We start from the raw sequence: 20,689 nt of genomic DNA, 5'->3' as shown, positions 1-20,689 counted from the left end.
CCATAATTTTATAAACCTACACATATAACGTTTAAAAACTCGGGTGGGTTGACAAACAATACAATTATTTTTATCAGTTTAAAGGATTTTTAAAGTTACAGTTCAAACAATAAAATAATTTAACGAATTAAAGGCGTTGACGTACCATTTCAAAGAAGCAGATTGAACCTGCAACAGCAACGTTGAGCGATTCTTGTCCACCAGGTTGAGGAATAGTCACAGCTTCAGCTTGTTGAAGTGCAAATTCAGATACTCCTTGACCTTCATTGCCTAAGATCCAAACGCACTGTGGGCGTAAGTTTTTGCTGTATAAACTTTCAGACTCGTGGGAACTGGTGACATAGACAGGAATTTTAAACTGTTTAAGAATGTCTTCTAAAACAATATTTTCATAAGTTTGTAGAGAAAAATGAGCGCCCATGCCTGCACGTAGTACGCGTGGTGACCATAAAGAGGCAGAACCTTTGGTGCAGACAATTTGTTCAATACCTGCCGCAGCTGCGGAGCGGAGCAGTGTACCGACATTGCCCGGATCTTGTACATTTTCCAAAATCAGTGTGTCTTCTTTAAAATTTAACGCTTGAGTTGATGTCGGTAAGTCGACAATTGCTAAGCAGGCTAAAGTTGTCCCTAATGTACTCAAGTCTTTGTATAAGGTTTCACTGAGTACAAAAATAACACCTTGATAATATTCTGCAATTTTTTCAAAATCGGCATGTTCAAGGGCATGTTCAGTGGTAAAAATTGATTTGATTTGGCGCTTTTTTTCTAACCACGATAGGCAAAGATGAGTGCCTTCGAGTACGGTTTGACCTTGTTTTTTTCGATAAGCATTTTGTTCAATCAAACCACGTAAATGTTTGATTTTCGGATTGTCGCGAGATTCTAGAAAAATAGTGGGCATGGGAGTGCATCCAAGAGATGTAAATCGGGGTTGTGCAATCGCAACAACCCCTGAATGGACTTACTCCCTGTAATAGAGAGTAAAATAAAAAAGATTACAATTTAGTTGTGATAGCTTGTAACGAGCTCAACTTCATTTTTAGAACCGATCACCACAGGTACACGTTGATGTAATTCAGTGGGTTGAATATCTAAAATACGTACTCGACCTGTAGTAGAAGCACCACCTGCTTGTTCCATCAGCATGCTCATTGGGTTTGCTTCGTACATCAAGCGTAAACGACCTGCTTTTTTTGGATCTTTGGTATCGTATGGATATAAGAAAATACCACTACGGCAAAGGATACGGTGAATGTCACCCACCATACACGCCACCCAGCGCATGTTAAAGTCTTTTTCACGGACAGATGTCTTACCTGCTTGTAATTCATCAATATAACGTTTTACAGGTGCTTCCCAATGACGTGCATTTGATGCATTAATTGCATATTCTTTCGTGTCAGCAGCGACTTGAATGTTTTCAGAGGTAAGTAAAAATTCTTTTGATTCAGGGTCAAACGTAAAGAATACAGTGCCTGCACCGACAGTTAACGCCATCATTGTAGATGGACCATAAAGTACATAACCTGCAGCTGCTTGATCTTTACCTGCTTGCATAAAGTCATCCGCTTGAGTCACGGCATTTTTGGCATTTAAAATAGAGAAAATGGTACCAACACACATGTTAATGTCGATATTACTTGAACCATCAAGTGGGTCAAATAATACGAGGTATTTACCATTTTCTTGTGCAGCAGTGAATTCATCTAATTCTTCAGAGGCTAAGCCACCGACATTTTTATTCACTTTTAATGCATCAATCAAATAATCATTTGAGATAACATCAAGTTTTTTCTGTTCTTCGCCTTGAACATTTTCATGTTGCGCACTTCCTAAAACACCAGCCAATGCACCTTTTTGTAGGAGTTGGTCAATAGATTTACATGTGTTGGCAATGGTTTCAATCACATCTGCAAGTTCAGGTGTTAAGTTCCCTTGTTGTAGTTGTAAATACTGGGATAAAGTGCGATTTGACATAGCAAAGCTGCTCCAATAAAAGCGATAATGTTCTAACAAATTAAACAATCGGGCTATTTTAGATGAGTTTGACACAAAATAAAAATCATCCTGTGTTATTTGTCGTGATTTTGCCCTTGAAAGTATTTTATAAAGTGCTATGTTGAAGGTACAAAAGGATAATATTAAAGGAGCACTGTTATGACCACGCAAAAGTTTGAAGCGACTCCAACACCAAATGATGGTATTGATTTAAATGAAATTAGTGCCGAAAATGTAAAAGATGCATGGAAAGATTACGAAGCAAAACCTGAGTATAAAAAATTCAATAAGCATGACCTTATTGAATCCATGCAAAGTCCCAAGCAAACGGAAACAGAGTCTTAAGTTATAAAAAAGCGCCCATTTAAAATGAGCGCTTTTTATTCTGATCTATTTTTATTCAATGATCATTATTTTAATAAGGGCGGAACTGCTTCATAGTTAAGTTCTACACGGCGGTTTTCTTTCCAAGCTGCTTCATCATGTCCAGCATTGATAGGCATTTCTTTACCATAGCTTACCGCTTCTAATTGACCTGGGTTAACACCGTTGGTGATTAGGTAGCTTTGTACAGCTTTAGCACGACGCTCACCCAAAGCCATATTGTATTCACGTGTACCACGTTCATCTGTATGACCTGTTAAGGCAATTTTAGAGTTCGCATTTGCCACTAAAAATTGTGCATGTGCTTGTAAGGTTTGATAATCTTCGTTTGAAAGATCGCTACTGTCATAGTCAAAATGTACAACACGTTTTGCTAAAAATGCTTTATTGGCTTCAGTCACACCTTTTGATGAAGCACCTGCAAGGTTTTGCGCATTTAATGCTGCATCTTCACTCAAACCTGTTGTATTTACGGTACTTGGGTTTGTTGTTGCATTGGCATCAGTGGTTGGTTTGCGGTTTGCACAACCTGTCATTACCAAAGTTGCGGTAAGTAAAGGTAGTGCTAAGTATTTCATCGTATTCATTATTAACTCCATAAAGTTTTTTAAGTTACAGCATATTTTTGATTAAAGCATTGAAAGTAAAAAATTATCACAATATTAAAAAGTGATATTTTGTTAAGCTATTTCGGAGCCCAAGCGGGTTCACGAACTTCACCTTGTTCACTTGGTAAATTCATACGGAAACGACCATCGGTAGACATAATCGATAACAGTCCTCGGTTGCCTTCACGTGTTGCATACACCACCATTTGTCCATTCGGTGAGAAGCTTGGGGATTCATCTAGGCTTGTCGGTGTCAGAATATTGGTAATGCCTGTTGAAATCTCTTGGATCGCGACTTTATAGTTGCTGCCTGAAGGACGATGTACCAATGCCACGTATTTACCATCGGCACTTAAAGAACCTCGTGCGTTAAATGCGCCACGGAAGGTGAGACGTTTGGTTGTACCATCTGCCAAGTTATAACGATAAATTTGTGCTGAACCACCACGGTCTGAAGTAAAGATAAATGATTTACCATCAGGTGCATAACGTGCTTCAGTATCAATAGCACTATCATGGGTCATACGTTTAACTTGACGTGTTTCTAGGTCCATTTGGTAAATTTCAGGATTGTCATGCATAGACGCTGTGAATAGCATGAATTTACCATCGGGTGAAAAACTTGGTGCGCCGTTCAGTCCACGGAAGCTCGCGTATTTTTCACGTTGACCTGTTGCGAGGTCTTGTACATAAATTGCGGGGCGTTTAGTTTCAAAAGATACATATGCAATTTTTTGTGCATCAGGTGTCCATGCAGGTGATAAAATTGGATCACGAGAAGTCAAAATCGTTTTTGGCTGTTCACCATCGGTATCCGCAATTTGTAAAGTATAACGCTGATCAGGTGTCGCTGGATTACGTAATACATAGGCAATGCGCCCACTGAAATCCCCTTTAATTCCTGTCAATGCTTGATAAATTGCATCAGAAATCATGTGCGCTGCAGAACGTACACGAGATGCTGGAACAGTCAGTAACTCATTCAATAAAAAGCTTTGTTTTTCGACATCATAGAGTTGGTAATGTACAGCCAATGAACCATCAGGATTGGTTTTAGTATCACCGACAACAACATAAGGTACACCACTGGCTTTCCAAGCTTCTGCATTAATATTGTTTAAACTCGCAGTTGCAGGTAAATTTTTTGATGAACTGCTGAAACGACCTGAACGATTTAAGTCATTTTCAACAATGGGATAAATCGTTTGATCATTGCCAAAAGGGAGAATCGCAATTTTAGGCGCTTCTTCAGGTGCTTTAGCAATTTCTAAATGCAATTGAGCATATACAGGAGTGATCAAGGCAGGGCTAAAAGAAGCCAATATGACTGCCAAACTGAGTAAGTGTTTAGGCGTGATCTTCATGGGTATTCATGTACTCAAATATTGATTTTTTAACTATAAATAGCTTTGTAGCATAAAGACATGATTTTAATCTATATAAAGCATGTAATTATGAATGTTCAGTGAAATGTTGAATGCAAATGTACATTCTTATGATTTTATGATGATTTCGATGGGTCATTCTCTAAATAGTTGTTGGCAACTTTGACATAATGATGCGCTGAATAGGGTAAGAATGCTTTTTCAGCATCGGTGAGCGGTCTCACTTGTTGTACAGGACTCCCCACATATAAGTATCCACTTTTAAGGACTTTACGAGGCGGAACTAGACTTCCAGCGCCAATCATCACGTCATCTTCAATAATCACATCATCCAAAACCACAGTATTAATGCCAATCAGAACACGATTACCAATGCGACAACCATGTAAAGTTACATGGTGTCCAACCGTAACATCTTCACCAATGATGAGTGGAGAACCTTCGGGCTTAGACTCTTTTTTGTGGCTGACATGTAACATACAATGATCTTGCACATTGCTATTTTGTCCGATTTTAATCGAATTCACATCACCACGAATCACGGCAAAAGGCCAAACAGATACATTTTTAGCGAGTGTAACTTCACCAATAATGATACTTAGATCATCAATATAGCAGGTAGAGTCGATTTTAGGATGTTGGTCTAAGTACGCACGAATATTCTTTTTCATAAGACCTCGTTATTTTTAACCGTAATTGAATTCTATTATAAAAGAAAAGCACTCATATCTTAGACATGAATGCTTTTATTATGCTTTTAGATGAACTTAAAATAAGTTGCTAAAGAACATTTTAATGTGGTCAATCATACGAGAGAAGAAACCTGCTTCTTCAACAGCAGTGATTGCGACCAACGGTTTTTCAGTAATGACTTTACCATTTAAAGTTGCAGTCAATTTACCAATGACTTGTCCTTTTTGCAGTGGTGCATTTAAGTTCGGTTGTACCGTAATTTGCGTTTTAATTGCATCTGCTTGACCTTTAGGCATTGTCACATTAAATGCTTCAGGTAAACCTACTTGTACTTCGTTTTCTTTACCAAAGTAAACTTTGGCTTTTGCCATCACTTGGTTTGCAGGTTGTACATTGACGGTTTCAAAGTTTGAGTAACCCCAAGAGAGTAATTCACGTGTTTGAGATGCACGTTCATTCATTGATGGTGCACCAAAAATTACCGAGATTAAACGCATTGGACCACGCTTCGCAGATGTTGTTAAGCAATAACCCGCTTCGTCCGTATGACCTGTTTTTAAACCATCGACACTTGGGTCAGTATAAAGAAGGGCATTACGGTTACCTTGTTTAATTCCATTAAAGGTAAATTCTTTTTCTGAATAAATCGGATAATATTTAGAACTGTCATGAATAATATGTTTAGCAAGGTTTGCCATATCTTTTGCAGTTGAGTAATGGCCTTCAGCAGGCATACCTGTCGCATTGATAAAGTTCGTATTGGTCATGCCGATACGTTTAGCTTCTTGATTCATTTCATGGGCGAAGGTGCCTTCATTGCCTGAAATATGCTCAGCCATTGCTTTTGATGCATCATTTCCTGATTGAATGATAATCCCGCGCAACATTTCTAGTACTGTTGCTGTGCCATTTAAAGGAACATACATACAAGATTCTGTGCTACTGCCACGACACCAAGCAGACTCATTCATACGAACTTTTTCGTCTTCGGTGAGGTCACCTTTTAGTAATTTTTGTTCAATAATATAACTCGTCATCATTTTCGTCATTGAAGCAGGTGCGAGTTTCTCATTTTCATTCTTAGATGCAAGGATTTGCCCTGTTTCATAATCCATCAAAACGTAAGATTTATTATTTAATTCTGGCGGATTCGATAAAACAGTTGCTGCATAGGAAAATGAAGGAAGGAGTAACAATGCAGCGAGGGCGCTTTTTCGGGTCATTCTAGGTAGTTCCAATCTTTGTACGAGCACTAAAAGAGCCTAGCATTTTAGGACAAAGCAAAGCCGACTTCTACGGGTTAAGTCGGCTTATTTGACAGGATTTGTAACTAATTGGTGTATTGGTGAATCGGTCAATTAATTTTGTGGTTGATAGTTGAGCACATCTTCACAAACACCTGTATTGGCTTCTTTTCCTGCTTTTTTCGCATCACTTTGTGCTTCTTTTAAAACACTTTTAAATGATTTCTCTTTTGCTAATTTTTTTATTTCAGCTGCAGGGTCGGCTGATTCTGGTAAAAAGTCTTTGAGTAAACGTGCATAACCTGCTTCAAAAGCATCATTATCTTTGACTAATTTGGGGCAAATATCAGAAAGTACATAAATTGCAGCCAATTCTTCATTGGTGACGCTATGTTGAGTAACTTCAATATTTTCATCTTGTGCATCTGCATTTTTATTGGCAGCAAATGCAGTTGGCATTGCCATAAAAGATGTTGATAAAATCCCCACAGCAAGAGTTTTTAAAAGCGTATGCATAATGAACCTTGTTAACTTAATGATTTGACTAGAATAAACCTATTCTATGAAAATAAAATAGAGAAAATGTATTGAAGATGTTGGATTTAAATAAAAAGGATCATGAGAGAAGGCTACATTGAAAATATGAAATACATCCGTACCACACGGTATTCAAACTTGATCCTATTTTATGTTCAATATTAAATCCATGAAAATCTATCGCTATTTCAAGCTGAAATGATGAGCCACTATTTTTGTTACTATAGCTTGTAATTGTTCAAATTTATTTTTAAAGAGACGTTTTGTGAATATCTTAATTGCCAATGATGATGGTGTATTTGCACCTGGAATACAAGCTTTAGCACAAGCACTGAAACCGTTAGGGCGTGTTGTTATTGTTGCACCTGAAAGTGAGCGCAGTGGTTTTTCGAGTGCTTTAACTTTAGATCGACCATTGCGTCCCGTTGCTATTGCTGAAGATGTTTGGGCGGTAAATGGTACACCTGCGGATTGTGTGTATTTGGCAATGAATGGTTTATTTGATTTTGAATTTGACCTCGTCGTGAGTGGTATTAATAGTGGTGCGAATTTAGGTGACGATGTTTTGTACTCAGGCACTGTGGGTGCAGCATTTGAAGGGCGATTAATGAAACAAGCGGCTATTGCTGTGTCTTTAGCAGGCAGTAATGTGCGCTCGTATCAAAGCCCTGATGATTATGCAGTTGCTGCAAAATGGGTATATGATTTTATTGCTAGAGGGATGCCTATTTTACCTGAACGCCATATTTTAAATATTAATATTCCAGATGTTGCACAACTCAAAGGTGCACAGGTGACTTATCAGGGACGTCGTATTCAATCTAAACCGATTACGAGTCAAGTAGACCCTCGTGGTCGTCAAGTGTATTGGATTGGCTTATCAGGTGAAGCAGTGACTGATCCGAAAAAGAGCGATTTGCACGTTCAGTCTGATTTTTTTGCCGTTGCCAATGGCTATGTCAGTATTACACCGATTCAAATGGATGCGACCAATTACGGTATTTTAAATCATTTGCAGCAGCAGTTATTTTAAAGCCTGCGTAAGCTTATGTTATAAGTTTGTGAAAAAGCTGGCTTAAACCATCAAAAGCTAAGCTTTTTTGCTAATCTTAGTCGAAATATTTTACAAACTATTTTCTGGAGAGGGAATCAATGCTTTCGTTAGGATCACAGCAACTTTATCTATCACCGCGAGGCTGGATAAATGCACTCGTTTTATCATCCGCTGTGATTACAACTTTAGTCATGACAGGATGTGCCTCAAAACCACAAATTAATAATTCTGTCCGTTATGCCAATGCTCCTGACTATTATACAGTTCGTGCAGGTGATACATTGAGTGGTATTGCAGCACGTTATGGATTAAGTTATATCAGTGTGGCAGAAATGAATGATATTGCACCTCCGTATCGAATTTATGTGAATCAATCCATTCGCTTGAAAAAGGGCAGTGGTTCGAATATTCGTCCAACGACACAAGCATTAAATAACAACAATAATGAAATTCAGCGTCAAACCATTAATTTACCGAACAATCAAACAGTAAATACAGTTCCTAAACCTGTGACACCTACACCTGTGCCAGTTGTACCGACGCAGCCGAGTGCGCCTGTTACTGCACCATCTACTTCTAGCAATTTACGTTGGGTGAAACCTTCAAATGGTGCTGTGATCGCTAATTATAATTTAGCACAAAATATTAAAGGTATCCGTTTTGGGGGGAATGTGGGTGATCCTGTACTTGCCGCAGCCAATGGCCAAGTGGTGTATGCCGCAGATGGTCTTAAAGAATATGGTAATTTAGTCTTAGTTAAACATGTGGATGGCTATATCACAGCATATGCACATAACAGTAAAATTCTTGTGAAAAGTGGCGATAACGTCACAGCAGGACAAAAAATTGCCGAAATGGGCTCATCTGGTACGACAAGAACGATGCTTGAGTTTCAGGTTCGTCTTGATGGAAAACCTCTTAACCCAGCAAATATTTTACCATTGTTTTAATTTATTTGGTGCAAATATAAATTTTCTTCGTATAATACAATGAGTTGCTTTTAATAAAAAGTGTGAAGCATCTCATAATTTCAGAGGGAAATTTATGTTAGATCAACTTCGAGCGATGGGTGTTTTTGCTTGTGTCGTTGAAAAAAGTTCTTTCAGTGGTGCCGCGCGTGAACTCGGCATTACGACGAGTGCCGTTAGCCAACAAGTTCGATCATTAGAACAAGAAATGGAAGTGACGCTTCTACACCGTTCTACACGAAAATTGAGTTTAACAGAAGCTGGTCAAGCTTTTTTTCATAGTTGCCAAGAAATGCTCGCTGCAGCAGAACGTGGAAAAATCCGCATTAATGAGTTGCGTGACGATTTGGTCGGAGAGTTACGTATTGCGACAACGCCTGAATTAGGTGCAACTCATGTCGTGCCAGCCTTGTCACATTGGATTTCTGCGCATCGTGGATTAATGGTACATTTTGAAGCAGATAATCAATTTATTGATTTGATTCAAGAGCGTATTGATATTGCGATTCGTATGTGTTCAAAAGACGATGAGTCAAATAATTTGTTATCTATACCTCTAGCACGTGTTGATCAAGTGCTGGTAGCATCACCGAGTTATTTAAACCAAACAGCGCCAATCGCACGTCCAGAAGATTTAAGTCATCACGATTTAATTCCGATTAACGTGATGAAAAATTATCAAAACTTTTCATTTCAACATGTGGCATCGGGTGAAAGTGTAAATGTAGAAATGCAGAATCGCTTGCAAACCAATAATGTCTTTATTGCGAAATCTTTATGCCAAAATGGTCATGGTATTGCACGTATTTTATATTTAGATGTGCAAAAAGAACTTATGAATGGGACATTGGTAGAAGTATTACCAGATTGGAAATTACCAACCTTTACCTTAAATGCAATGACCTTAAAACGTGAACAACAACCGATGAAGATTCATCGTTGTTTAGATGCTTTGAAACAATATTTTAGCCAGTTACCGGGCGGACGCATTTATCAAGAAGCGTCTTAAGTATTAAATTTTTATATAATTAATGCAGTATAACAATACGATTAATGAATTAGCCGAGTTATTTGAATAGCTCGGTTTTTTATGTTTTTATTTATAAAATATCGAGATGAAAAAATGAGTATCAGTGCGATACTCATTTTGATGTGATCAAAATTTCAAATGTTGATGCTTGAAACTTATGCAATAAAGTTTTTGATTGCAGGCACTAAACGTTGAAGTAAATCATCAGCTTGTTCTTTGTTCATGTTTAGTGCAGGGAGTAAACGCACGACATTACCTGAAGTCACATTGATAATCAGTTTATATTCATCACGTGCAATGTTGACTAAATCACCACAGTCTTTTGGTAGTTGAATTCCAATCATCATACCGAAACCACGTACCGTTACATTTTGATCTGCAAGTTGTAAACGGAATTGGTCGACGAGATATGTACCGATTTCAGCAGCATTTGCAACAATATTTTCTTTTTGAATCAAATCAATCACAGTATAGACGATACGAGAACCTAGGTGTGTACCACTATACGTAGAACCATGATTTCCAGCAGTCAACACACCTACACCACGACCTTGCGTCATTACTGCACCAATTGGAAAGCCATTTCCTAGACCTTTGGCAGTTGTTAAAACATCAGGAATGATATTGGTATGTTGATATGCAAAATATTTACCTGTACGACCATTACCTGTTTGCACTTCATCGAGCATCATTAACCAATTATGTTGGTTACAGATATGGCGAATTTCTTCTAAATAGCTAAAGCCCTGAGGTGCAGTATTAACACCGCCTTCACCTTGAATCGGCTCAACCAAGATCGCCACAATATCGGGATGATTGATTGCAGCTTCTTCAATCGCTTCAATATCCCCAAATGGAACACGGATAAAACCTTCAACCAAGGGTGCAAAACCTTCTTGAACTTTTTTGTTGCCTGTTGCAGACAATGTTGCAAGGGTACGACCATGGAAAGAGTGATCTGCGACAATGATTTTTGGATTTGCTACACCTTGCATATGCCCAAATTTACGTGCAATTTTAATTGCGCCTTCATTGGACTCTGCACCGCTGTTAGAGAAGAAAACTTCTTCCATGCCAGAAACTTCGGCAAGTTTTTGTGCAGCAGCAGTTTGCCAAGGGATTTCATAAATATTACTGGTATGAATCAAGGTTGCAGCTTGATCTGCAATAGCTTCTGCTAAAACTGGATGTGCATGACCTAGACCGCATACTGCAATACCTGTTAAAGCATCTAAATACTCAGTATCATCTTCAGTATAAAGATAAGAACCTCGTCCTCGTACAAAGCTGATCGGCTGACGGCTAAATACAGGCATCAAATGCGATGGTTGATCAGGTTGTACCGGAGCGAGGGTAATGTTGTTCATGACTAACTCTTATCTGAGGAGTGAAAAATTAAAAGATTATATAAGCAAAATATGACACAGATTTAAAGTCTAAATACAAATAAAAGTGGAAATAATTTTGAAGACATACTCTTTGCGTTGGATTTAGGTATAATGCACGCAGATGAGTTGAGGATTTAATCAATGACTGAACAAGCGCGTGATACAGAAGCGTTAATTCGCGATCAAATTGCTAAACATGCTGTACTTCTTTATATGAAAGGTACACCACAATTCCCACAATGTGGTTTCTCTGCACGTGCGGTAGAAGCTCTTAGCCAAATTGGTCGTCCATTTGCTTATGTAAATATCTTGGAAAATCCAGATATTCGTGCAACTTTGCCACTAATTGCAAATTGGCCTACATTTCCACAATTATGGATCAATGGTGAGTTGATCGGTGGTAGTGATATTATGCTTGAAATGTTCCAAAATGGTGAGTTAAAACCATTGGTTGAACAATATAGCCCAGCACCTGAAGCTTAATTGTATTGAGCCAAAGTTGTTAAAAAGCACCGATTTCGGTGCTTTTTTATTGCTTATTTCTCGAGTGATATCGATATTTTAATATTCTAATACCATTCAGTAAAAGTTAATTAATATAAATTTAAAGTTTGCATTGCCTTATCTTACAGTGAAAAGTTTAAATTCTTATGCGTAGGCGATGCCTTACTTTTCAGGGATGAAAAGTAACAAAAATCCTTTGTTAGACAAAGGGTACATCCATGTAACCCTTGTCTAACGGCGACATCCATGTCGCCTCACGATAGCATCATGTTGTTTAAGCAATTGGTGTAGAAAAGCAAAAGTGACTTAGTGATATGTAGTTAATTTAACAGATTAGTATAAAATCAAATCTTTATTTCAAATCACAAAGAGCAATATAGCGTGATGCAATTTCATTCACTGAAATTTTGCAAAATAGTCATTGAATTTATATCTATTTGACCACATCTTAATGGAAAAGCATTTTCTTATTTTAGAGACTAGAATTTATATGTTATTTCATTTACCTAAATTACCTGCTGAAATTCGTGTCAGTCATTTAAATACACGTATTAATGAACAAAGAAAAAAAATTGCGCAAACCACAGCATCGAAGCTTGAGCTTTTACAACTGAGCCAACAATTTGCTAAAGAAGCACGTGCACGTAAAAAAAATAATCAAAAGGTATATGTCTTAGACTTTAAAGGTGATGTACAAGCTTCAGCCGTTGAAAATTTACGTGAAGAAATCACTTTGATTTTAGCGACTGCAAAAGCAGGGCGTGATCGTGTAGTGTTACGCCTAGAAAGCCCAGGCGGAATGGTACATGGTTATGGTTTGGCAGCAGCGCAGTTGGTACGTTTGCGAGATGCAGGCTTCCATTTAACCATTTGTGTTGACAAAGTTGCGGCAAGTGGTGGTTATATGATGGCGTGTATTGCATCTGAAATCATTTCTGCACCATTTGCAGTGGTGGGCTCAATTGGTGTGGTTGCACAAGTTCCTAATTTTAATCGTTTATTAAAAGAACATAATATTGATTTTGAACTATATACGGCAGGGCAATATAAACGTACTGTGACCATGTTTGGGGAAAATACTGAAGAAGGTAAAGCGAAGTTTGAAGAAGAGTTACAGCAAACACATGCTTTATTTAAACACTTTGTTGAAAAATACCGTCCGCAACTCAATGTAGAAAAAGTTGCGACAGGTGAGCATTGGTATGGTGAGGATGCTTTAAATCTGAATTTGGTAGATCAGCTACAAACCTCTGATGAATATCTACTTGGTTTGTTGCCACAACACGATGTTTATGTGATTCAAACTCGCCGTAAGCCGACTTTGGGGGAAAAGTTAGGTTTACAAGCGGCGCAAGTGGTAGAGAGTTTGATTCCATCTGTAGTGAATAAATTGGTGGATACTTTGAGTAAAGCCAATGCAAGCTTAGTGCAAATGCGTGATCCAAAGCTTTAATCATCATTTATTTGATATGTTATTTATCAAAAAAGCCAATCTTTAAAAGATTGGCTTTTTCATTAGGTAGAAGTTAAAGGTGATCGGGTGGATTTGCAATAGATAATGAGACTGGTAAATATTGCTCCCACTGTTGCTAAGCACATATCTTTATGTGCATCCCAAATATCCCCTTGTTGCCCATTATAATTTTCAGCTTGTTCTGGAGATAAGCCAATCGCAATCCACCATTCAATCCATTCATACAACAGGCTACTTGCCATAATAAATTGGATCGTGATGAAAAGCAGAGCTTTAGGGCCTAAGTTAGGTAAGAAAACTTGAAATAAGCGGTAAAAAAAAGGATATAAAAAGAGTCCATAAACTAAATGAACCAAGCGATCATACATATTACGTTGCCAGCCCATGGTTTGATTTAAATCAAAATGAAAAATAGATTTAATCCAATCATTATAAGGTACGTATGAGTAGAGGTAATGTGCTGCTGAAACATGAATCAGTAAAAATAAGATATATAATAAAAATGAAGAATAATTGAGTCCAATTTTTTTTAAACAAATCAACAGCATAATAAGCATTAATGCAGTACCGACCTGATGTAAAAGGTAGGATTCCAACTCTAAAGGTTGAATGCTCGCGATGATGATTGCAATTGCAAGTACCGCCAAAGTGAGCCAATGTTTTGTAGTTAATTTATAATAAATCATGTATATTTTTTCTTGGTTTGGTGCTCAATAGTGTAATAAAAATTTAATTTAAATCTAGATTTAAATTGAACTTAAATTAGATTTATTTGTTAAATATTCATGTGTTATTGATTGTACTTTGTAAGTGCTTTTGATAGCGTAAGCATTTATTTAAATTGCTGTTTTCAACGAGGATATAATGACTGGTATAGTCGTTTTAGATAAATCAACTTTAGTCACATTGCAAAATTCAGAAAATAAACATATTCCTTTAAATCAGCCATCTATTATTCGTTTAGGGTATACCAAAGAACAAATTGCATCCGTTGAGCATATTGGTGATAAAGCTATAATTATTCTAAAAAATGGTGAAAAAATTATACTAGACAATTTTGTTCATCAAGGAAATGAAACACCTCACCAGATTTTACTCAGTAATACGCAAGGAATTTTTGAAGAGCTAGTCATCACTGCTCAAGGTTATCAGATAAATTATGATCCTAAACGAGTGATACAAGAACTTGAAGCAAGTCAAACTTATTTAGCACCTGAAAATATGAAAACATCACAAGTTGCTGAAGAAACCGTTGCTTGGTATGAAAAAGACTTAGTGAAACCTGCTTTAATTTTATTGGGTTTAGAGGGGATTTATCTAGCTGCATTTCATGACAATGATGATGACGGTCATGCAGCAAATACTGATCTAGTTGCACCTTCAGTCCCTACAGCAACTTTAGATTCTGATGGAAAAGTGGTTACAGGTAAAGCAGAAGCAGGGGCAATAGTTTATGTAAAAGATGCGTCAGGTAAGACACTTGGACAAGCAGTCGCTGATGCAGAGGGCAATTTTAAGCTCACTTTAGATCGCGACGTGATCAATAATGAAAAAGTTTTAATCTATGCAAAAGATGCAGCGGGCAATGAATCTCAAGTCACTGTGATTACAGGGACAAAAGACACCATTGCCCCTGATGCAGCACAGGTGCAAATCAATGAGACAGGCAGTATTGTATCTGGTCAGGCTGAAGCAGGCGCAAAAGTGTATGTCTATGATGCAGCAGGTAAAACAGTCTTGGCAGGGCCTGTCACTGTGGCTTCAGATGGAACATTTTCAATCTCTATAACACCTGCTTTAGCTACAGGTGCTGAAGCTAAAGTAGTTGTAAAAGATGCTGCTGGGAATGAGTCAGATGCAAGTACAGTGATTGTCGGGAAAGATACTTTAGCACCAAAGCAGCCAAGTATTGAAGTCAATGCCCAAGGTGACCAAGTGACGGGTTATGCTGAGGCTAACAGTAAAATTACAATAAAAAATAGCCAAGGTGAAGTAATCGCATTTGCAACTGCTGATGATCAAGGCTATTTTACGGCTCAAATTAAACCTGCTTTAGCCAAAGATGAAACAGCAAATCTGACTGTAACAGATGCGGCGGGCAATGCTTCGAAAGATTTGGTGATAAAAGCAGGAATGGACACGATAGCTCCTGATGCTGTGACTGCAAAGCTTAATGCCGAAGGTAATGAAGTTACAGGACAAACGGGTGCCAATCAAAAAGTAGAAATTTATAATAAAGAAGGGACTTTAATTGGTTCGACTGTCAGTGATGCAGCAGGGAAATTTAGCATAACTTTAAAGAGCAGTTTGACAGATCAAGCGATTGCTCATATTTATACCTTTGATGCTGCAGGTAATAAGTCCGAAAGTACCCAAGTGATAGGTACAAAAGATACCATTGCACCCAATAAAGTGGTTTTAAAAACGGTCACAGATGATGTTAATGGGGATGGTGATCAAGGTAAAACCATTGCAAATCATGGAGAAACAGATGATGCACGCCCTGAGTTTGCAGGGACAGGTGAGTCTGGCGCCATAGTGACGATTTATGATAATGGTCAGGCAATAGCAACTGTCAAAGTGGAAAGTGGAAAATGGACATTTACCCCAAGTCATGATTTGGCTTTAGGTGAGCATAGTTTTACATTTACACAAATGGATGCAGCAAATAACAGTAGTGCGATGAGTGAAGCCTTTAGTTTTACAGTCATCGCAGCAGAAGCAACAGCGAAAATAGCATCTGAAGCATATGTGGATGAACATGCGATTGCTGCAGTGTTAAACAATGTCGCAGTCTTAGATATTGCACCTGAAAATCAATATTCTGAAAATGCAGCAGTGAATATTTCAAGCTTAATGCAACAAGAATCTGTATCTGAAAATCAAGACATTGAATCAATATTGCAAGATGTGCAGGCGGCGAAAATGGACGTGAATACAGTACAAAGTGCGATCTCAAATCCAAAGAGCGATGTTTTAGCACATATTCGATTCAATGCATTGAGTGATGAGTTATTTATACCTGTACTTGGTTTGGGTTAAAGTTTAAATATGAGTAAGCGATGATTGACATTGTTTTTTCTACTTTTTAAACAGTATGTATGGCATTTCGTAGAATTAGGGATTATGTATGGCGGTTATTGAAGCCTTTATTGCGACGCAAAATTGTTATTTTAATTATGATTTTGAAGAGCTTGATCAACTCGATGGAGATTTTCCTGAAGAGCTTTTAGTGTCTTTACGTGGCATGCTCTATCGACATAAAATCCAATATCCAGATACGACTTATTATATTTACTATAGTGATATATTGACGGGTGATGAATTAGAAAAAATGCAAGCAGATTGGATGCGTTATTGCCCATTACCATAGTGTATACAATATGATTGATAAAAAAAGCGAAGCCTAGGCTTCGCTTTTTATTTTTCTTAATCGATTAGATTTTAGAAATCAAATCTTTGATTTGTTTTGCTTGTTCAGCAGCATTTCCTGTATACGTTGCAGGAGTCATTTGTGCTAAACGTGCACGATCTGCAGCAGGAACGGCTTCAAGTTCATTACCATTGACAAAATCAACCATCATGTCACGTGTCATCGCTTGACCACGTGTTAATGCTTTTAATTTTTCGTATGGTTTTTCAACGTTATAACGACGCATAACGGTTTGAATTGGTTCAGCTAAAACTTCTTGAGCATGGTCTAAGTCTTCAAGAATACGTGCAGCATTTAATTCAAGTTTACCAATGCCTTTTAAGCAAGCTTCAAACGCGATTAAGCTTTGTGCCAAACCAACACCCATGTTACGAAGAACTGTAGAGTCAGTTAAGTCACGTTGCCAACGAGAAATTGGAAGTTTTTCACCAAGGTGAGCCAATACCGCATTTGCAATACCCAAATTACCTTCTGAGTTTTCAAAGTCAATTGGGTTAACTTTATGTGGCATAGTCGAAGAACCAACTTCGCCTTCTTTCAAACGTTGTTTGAAGAAACCTAAAGAGATATAACCCCAAACATCACGGTTAAAGTCAATTAATACGGTATTGAAACGACGTAAAGCATCGAACATTTCTGCGATATAGTCGTGTGGCTCAATTTGAGTTGTATATGGGTTAAATGTTAAACCTAGTGATTCAACAAATGCTTGCGAGTGAGCAGGCCAGTTGATTTCTGGGTAAGCAGAGTAGTGCGCATTGTAGTTACCTACAGCACCGTTGATTTTACCTAGAAGTTCAACATTGTTGAATTGTTTGATTTGGCGTGCAAGGCGGTAAGCCACGTTCGCCATTTCTTTACCCAAAGTTGTTGGGCTTGCTGTTTGACCATGTGTACGTGACAACATTGGTTGTTCAGCATGAGTTTCAGCCAAAGCAGCAATCGCATCGACAATTTGTTGCATAGATTCAACAAGAACAGCACGACCATTTTTGAGCATTAAAGCATGTGAAAGGTTATTAATGTCTTCTGAAGTACAAGCAAAGTGAATAAATTCACCTGCATTTTTAAGTTCATCAATATTGGCAATCTGTTCTTTTAAGAAATACTCAACGGCTTTCACGTCATGGTTCGTGGTACGTTCAATTTCTTTAATGCGGTTCGCATTGTCTTCAGAGAAGTTCGCAACAATTGCATCTAAAGCAGCATTTGTTGCAGCTGAGAATGGTGGAACTTCAGTAATTTCAGGACGGTTAGCAAGCGCTTGTAACCAACGCACTTCAACAGTCACACGAGCGTGGATTAAACCAAACTCAGAGAGGAAAGGACGGAGAGCATCACATTTGCTCGCATAGCGTCCATCTAATGGCGAAAGTGCAGTTAAAGCGTTCATAGAGATTCCTTAGACTTTGGAATTAAACGAAAAGCGAAAAAGATGCTGCTTCATTCAAGTTAGGTAACCTGATATTGAAGGCGAGCAAGGTCTTGAAGATCCTGTAGCAATTTACGTTTGCTAAAAATCATTGCCCAAGAACTACCACCGAGCTGACGCCAAAGGTGCGCCATTTGCAAACCTGTAAATAGACAAGCGCGAATACGATTGGTATGTGTAGGGTCTTTAAATGCTTCGGCATTACCACGCACTAAAATACGTGGATTGATTTGTCCTGCGGTATCGACATAGGTCTGTGCAAGATTGGCAATAATACTTGGATGAGTATAATCATTATCAAAAAAAGACAGCTGTTTTAAGATTTTTTGCTGAGATTTTTCAATGATTTCGACAAATTCGGGATTGCTATAAACTTTTTTTTCCAAGCTTAATAATGCCATGGCATAGGACATAGGCAGTTTAGCATTGGATAATTTTGGAATTCTTGACTTTGGTGCAGAATTAAAGGGTTGGGTAATGCTGCCTTCTAAGGTCTTTAAACCCAAAGAAATATCAGATAATTGATGAAAAAAATCTAAAGTTTTTGAGGATTGATTGTCTTGAGGGCGGATATTTAGGCTAGCTTTGATGAGTTGTTCAAAATAGAAATTACCACTTTCACCAATACTTTGACGTCCTGACATTGCAGTCATATGGGTGAGCTGTGTGGCTTGAAACACAGCTGCTAACGCCAAAGTTTTATTTTGGCGTGGATTCAAAGTTTGAGGCTGTTGAAAGGGTAGATCAACCATGCCTAAATTCCTTGCAGTTTGTTGAATGACTTAATCAATAAAATCAGGTTTTGGTGCATTGGTATGATGAATCACACCACCACCTAAGCAGACGTCATCTACATAGAACACGACGCTTTGACCTGGTGTGACTGCACGTTGTGGTTCATCAAACTCTACGCGTACACCATTGGGTGTAGTTGGGTCTTTAAACAAAGTACAGGTCTGATCAGGCTGACGATAACGTGTTTTTGCCGTACATTTAAAACCAGCTTCAGGAATGTCTTGTTCACCAGCGACCCAGTCAATCGCTTCAGACCATAAAATGGTGCTTTGCATGAGTGGATGTTCATGACCTTGACCAATCACTAAACGGTTATTTTCAATGTCTTTATATAAAACGAACCATGCACCTTCTTCAGCACCTTTGAGACCGCCTAAACCAATCCCACCACGCTGACCGAGCGTATAGTACATTAAGCCATGATGTTCACCAACCTCTTTTCCTGTATCAAGGACAATTTTTCCAGGTTGAGCAGGTAAATATTGCTTTAAAAAGTCATTAAAACGACGTTCGCCAATAAAACAGATCCCTGTAGAATCTTTTTTCTTGGCTGTGGCTAAACCGAGTTCTTCAGCAATTTTACGTACTTGCGGTTTTTCAATTTCACCGACAGGGAACAAGGTTTTATTGATTTCACGACCATGAACCGCATGGAGGAAGTAGGTTTGATCTTTATTTTGATCTACACCACGCAGTAAGGGTGCATATTGTTCACCACGAGCGTTGGTTAATGTTTCACCACGACGACAATAATGTCCAGTCGCAATAAAGTCTGCACCTAAGTTTACGGCATGGTCTAAAAATGCACGAAACTTAATTTCTTTATTACATAAAATATCTGGGTTGGGTGTACGACCTGCGGCATATTCTTGTAGAAAATGCTCAAATACGCGATCCCAGTATTCCATAGCAAAGTTGGCTGTATGTAATTTGATACCGATTTTGTCACACACAGCTTGTGCATCGGCAAGGTCTTCCATTGCAGTACAATATTCCGTGCCATCATCTTCTTCCCAGTTTTTCATGAAAAGCCCTTCAACCTGATAACCCTGTTGAAGTAAAAGTGCAGCAGAAACAGAAGAATCTACACCACCCGACATACCGACGATGACACGTTGTTGCATAGGACTAAGCATCCAAATTTGAAATGAGAGGAGAGTTTTGATGCTCATAGATGAGCGAAAGTGGGTATTTTTGCCCAGAAAGTGCATCTTGTACAGCTTTAATCACCAATGGACTACGGGCGCGGGCTGACTCGATGAGTTCGTCAAGTGTCATCCACTTTGGTCCAACAATGCCTGTATCAAGCTCGGCTTCTGGGAAATAATCTAAAACATGGGCTAAAAAGCAAAATCTAAAATAGGTGCGGTCAGGAAACATCGGAGGTGTATACGTATACATACCGAGTAAAGCGTCTACTTCGACTGCATGACCTGTTTCTTCCATGGTTTCACGAATTGCTGCTTGTACAATGGATTCACCGCACTCGACATGTCCTGCGGGTTGGTTAAATACCGTATGTGTTACACCTTCCGTATGTTCTTCAACAAAAAGGAATTTTCCATCTTTTTCTACAACTGTAGCGACAGTAACATGAGGAGTCCAAGAGGTCATAACCAAAACCATGGGAAATAAAGCGCTATTCTACAAAATTTAGCCCTTGATGGCTATGTTTGCATTCATTTGAAATGGTATTTAAAAATTACCAATTGCTTGGTAGATAAAAAAGAGCAGAGGGTTAGTCTGCTCTAAAAGATTT

21 protein-coding genes are annotated in these 20,689 nt (G+C 38.2%); 8 read left to right on the top strand and 13 right to left on the bottom strand.

The window, feature by feature from the left end:
* Positions 1-127 precede the first annotated feature (127 nt).
* Both HX129_RS05180 and HX129_RS05175 read right to left on the bottom strand, forming a co-directional pair.
* A complete protein-coding gene (locus HX129_RS05180) occupies positions 128-904 on the bottom strand; it encodes a TrmH family RNA methyltransferase (protein ID WP_130074732.1) in 777 nt (258 codons plus the stop codon).
* 101 nt (positions 905-1,005) lie between these two features.
* Positions 1,006-1,980 (bottom strand): class 1 fructose-bisphosphatase, encoded by a 975-nt coding sequence (locus HX129_RS05175; RefSeq protein WP_130074733.1) that lies wholly within the window; start codon positions 1,978-1,980, stop codon positions 1,006-1,008.
* 180 nt (positions 1,981-2,160) lie between these two features.
* Here HX129_RS05175 and HX129_RS05170 point away from each other — a divergent pair, with 180 nt between their 5' ends.
* On the top strand, positions 2,161-2,346 hold the full coding sequence (locus HX129_RS05170) for an NF038105 family protein (RefSeq protein WP_130074734.1): 186 nt from the start codon (positions 2,161-2,163) through the stop codon (positions 2,344-2,346).
* Between the two features lie 65 nt (positions 2,347-2,411).
* Here the strand turns inward: HX129_RS05170 and pal are convergent, their stop codons facing one another.
* From pal to HX129_RS05145, 5 genes are all read right to left on the bottom strand, one after another.
* Positions 2,412-2,972 carry a peptidoglycan-associated lipoprotein Pal gene (gene pal / locus HX129_RS05165; RefSeq protein ID WP_174492280.1) on the bottom strand — a complete coding sequence of 187 codons (561 nt, stop codon included), beginning with the start codon at positions 2,970-2,972 and terminating at the stop codon, positions 2,412-2,414.
* Between the two features lie 98 nt (positions 2,973-3,070).
* A complete protein-coding gene (gene tolB / locus HX129_RS05160) occupies positions 3,071-4,357 on the bottom strand; it encodes a Tol-Pal system beta propeller repeat protein TolB (protein ID WP_286433961.1) in 1,287 nt (428 codons plus the stop codon).
* A gap of 137 nt (positions 4,358-4,494) precedes the next feature.
* The gene (locus HX129_RS05155) at positions 4,495-5,049 is read right to left on the bottom strand and encodes a gamma carbonic anhydrase family protein (protein ID WP_286433960.1); all 555 of its coding nucleotides are present in this window, start codon (positions 5,047-5,049) and stop codon (positions 4,495-4,497) included.
* Positions 5,050-5,145: 96 nt separating this feature from the next.
* Positions 5,146-6,294 (bottom strand): D-alanyl-D-alanine carboxypeptidase PBP5/6, encoded by a 1,149-nt coding sequence (gene dacC, locus HX129_RS05150; RefSeq protein WP_130074738.1) that lies wholly within the window; start codon positions 6,292-6,294, stop codon positions 5,146-5,148.
* Positions 6,295-6,429: 135 nt separating this feature from the next.
* Positions 6,430-6,831: an MCR_0457 family protein gene (locus HX129_RS05145; protein ID WP_130074739.1), complete on the bottom strand. Its 402-nt coding sequence runs from the start codon at positions 6,829-6,831 to the stop codon at positions 6,430-6,432.
* Between the two features lie 286 nt (positions 6,832-7,117).
* Here HX129_RS05145 and surE point away from each other — a divergent pair, with 286 nt between their 5' ends.
* From surE to HX129_RS05130, 3 genes are all read left to right on the top strand, one after another.
* Positions 7,118-7,885: a 5'/3'-nucleotidase SurE gene (gene surE / locus HX129_RS05140; protein ID WP_130074740.1), complete on the top strand. Its 768-nt coding sequence runs from the start codon at positions 7,118-7,120 to the stop codon at positions 7,883-7,885.
* 119 nt (positions 7,886-8,004) lie between these two features.
* A complete protein-coding gene (locus HX129_RS05135) occupies positions 8,005-8,856 on the top strand; it encodes a peptidoglycan DD-metalloendopeptidase family protein (RefSeq protein WP_174492284.1) in 852 nt (283 codons plus the stop codon).
* 94 nt (positions 8,857-8,950) lie between these two features.
* Positions 8,951-9,883 (top strand): LysR family transcriptional regulator, encoded by a 933-nt coding sequence (locus tag HX129_RS05130; protein WP_174492285.1) that lies wholly within the window; start codon positions 8,951-8,953, stop codon positions 9,881-9,883.
* 176 nt (positions 9,884-10,059) lie between these two features.
* On the opposite strand, the gene HX129_RS05125 is transcribed toward HX129_RS05130, so the two are convergent.
* Positions 10,060-11,271, bottom strand: a complete 1,212-nt coding sequence (locus HX129_RS05125; protein WP_286436039.1) for an aspartate aminotransferase family protein — start codon at positions 11,269-11,271, stop codon at positions 10,060-10,062.
* A gap of 162 nt (positions 11,272-11,433) precedes the next feature.
* On the opposite strand from HX129_RS05125, the gene grxD reads away from it, so the two are divergent.
* A complete protein-coding gene (gene grxD / locus HX129_RS05120; protein WP_130074744.1) occupies positions 11,434-11,775 on the top strand; it encodes a Grx4 family monothiol glutaredoxin in 342 nt (113 codons plus the stop codon).
* A 511-nt stretch (positions 11,776-12,286) separates the two neighbouring features.
* A complete protein-coding gene (gene sohB, locus HX129_RS05115) occupies positions 12,287-13,249 on the top strand; it encodes a protease SohB (RefSeq protein WP_174493568.1) in 963 nt (320 codons plus the stop codon).
* 62 nt (positions 13,250-13,311) lie between these two features.
* Here the strand turns inward: sohB and HX129_RS05110 are convergent, their stop codons facing one another.
* Positions 13,312-13,956 (bottom strand): DUF2238 domain-containing protein, encoded by a 645-nt coding sequence (locus tag HX129_RS05110; protein ID WP_286433957.1) that lies wholly within the window; start codon positions 13,954-13,956, stop codon positions 13,312-13,314.
* Positions 13,957-14,134: 178 nt separating this feature from the next.
* Between HX129_RS05110 and HX129_RS05105 the strand changes: the two genes are divergently transcribed.
* Together HX129_RS05105 and HX129_RS05100 are read left to right on the top strand one after the other, a co-directional pair.
* Entirely contained in the window at positions 14,135-16,312 is a 2,178-nt protein-coding gene (locus HX129_RS05105) for an Ig-like domain-containing protein (RefSeq protein WP_286433955.1), read from the top strand.
* Between the two features lie 88 nt (positions 16,313-16,400).
* Positions 16,401-16,643: a hypothetical protein gene (locus tag HX129_RS05100; RefSeq protein ID WP_286433953.1), complete on the top strand. Its 243-nt coding sequence runs from the start codon at positions 16,401-16,403 to the stop codon at positions 16,641-16,643.
* 64 nt (positions 16,644-16,707) lie between these two features.
* Here the strand turns inward: HX129_RS05100 and purB are convergent, their stop codons facing one another.
* From purB to HX129_RS05080, 4 genes are read right to left on the bottom strand one after another with little or no spacing between them, the layout of a single operon-like run.
* A complete protein-coding gene (gene purB / locus HX129_RS05095) occupies positions 16,708-18,096 on the bottom strand; it encodes an adenylosuccinate lyase (RefSeq protein WP_130074748.1) in 1,389 nt (462 codons plus the stop codon).
* A gap of 59 nt (positions 18,097-18,155) precedes the next feature.
* A complete protein-coding gene (gene hflD, locus HX129_RS05090; RefSeq protein ID WP_130074749.1) occupies positions 18,156-18,887 on the bottom strand; it encodes a high frequency lysogenization protein HflD in 732 nt (243 codons plus the stop codon).
* A gap of 30 nt (positions 18,888-18,917) precedes the next feature.
* Positions 18,918-20,054 (bottom strand): tRNA 2-thiouridine(34) synthase MnmA, encoded by a 1,137-nt coding sequence (mnmA, locus tag HX129_RS05085; protein ID WP_286433950.1) that lies wholly within the window; start codon positions 20,052-20,054, stop codon positions 18,918-18,920.
* A gap of 4 nt (positions 20,055-20,058) precedes the next feature.
* Positions 20,059-20,544, bottom strand: a complete 486-nt coding sequence (locus HX129_RS05080; RefSeq protein WP_286433948.1) for an NUDIX hydrolase — start codon at positions 20,542-20,544, stop codon at positions 20,059-20,061.
* Positions 20,545-20,689 lie beyond the last annotated feature (145 nt).

The sequence above is a fragment of the Acinetobacter sp. 251-1 genome, from assembly GCF_030329305.1.
Classification (GTDB): domain Bacteria; phylum Pseudomonadota; class Gammaproteobacteria; order Pseudomonadales; family Moraxellaceae; genus Acinetobacter; species Acinetobacter piscicola_A.
This window is presented reverse-complemented; position numbering and strand designations above follow the sequence as displayed.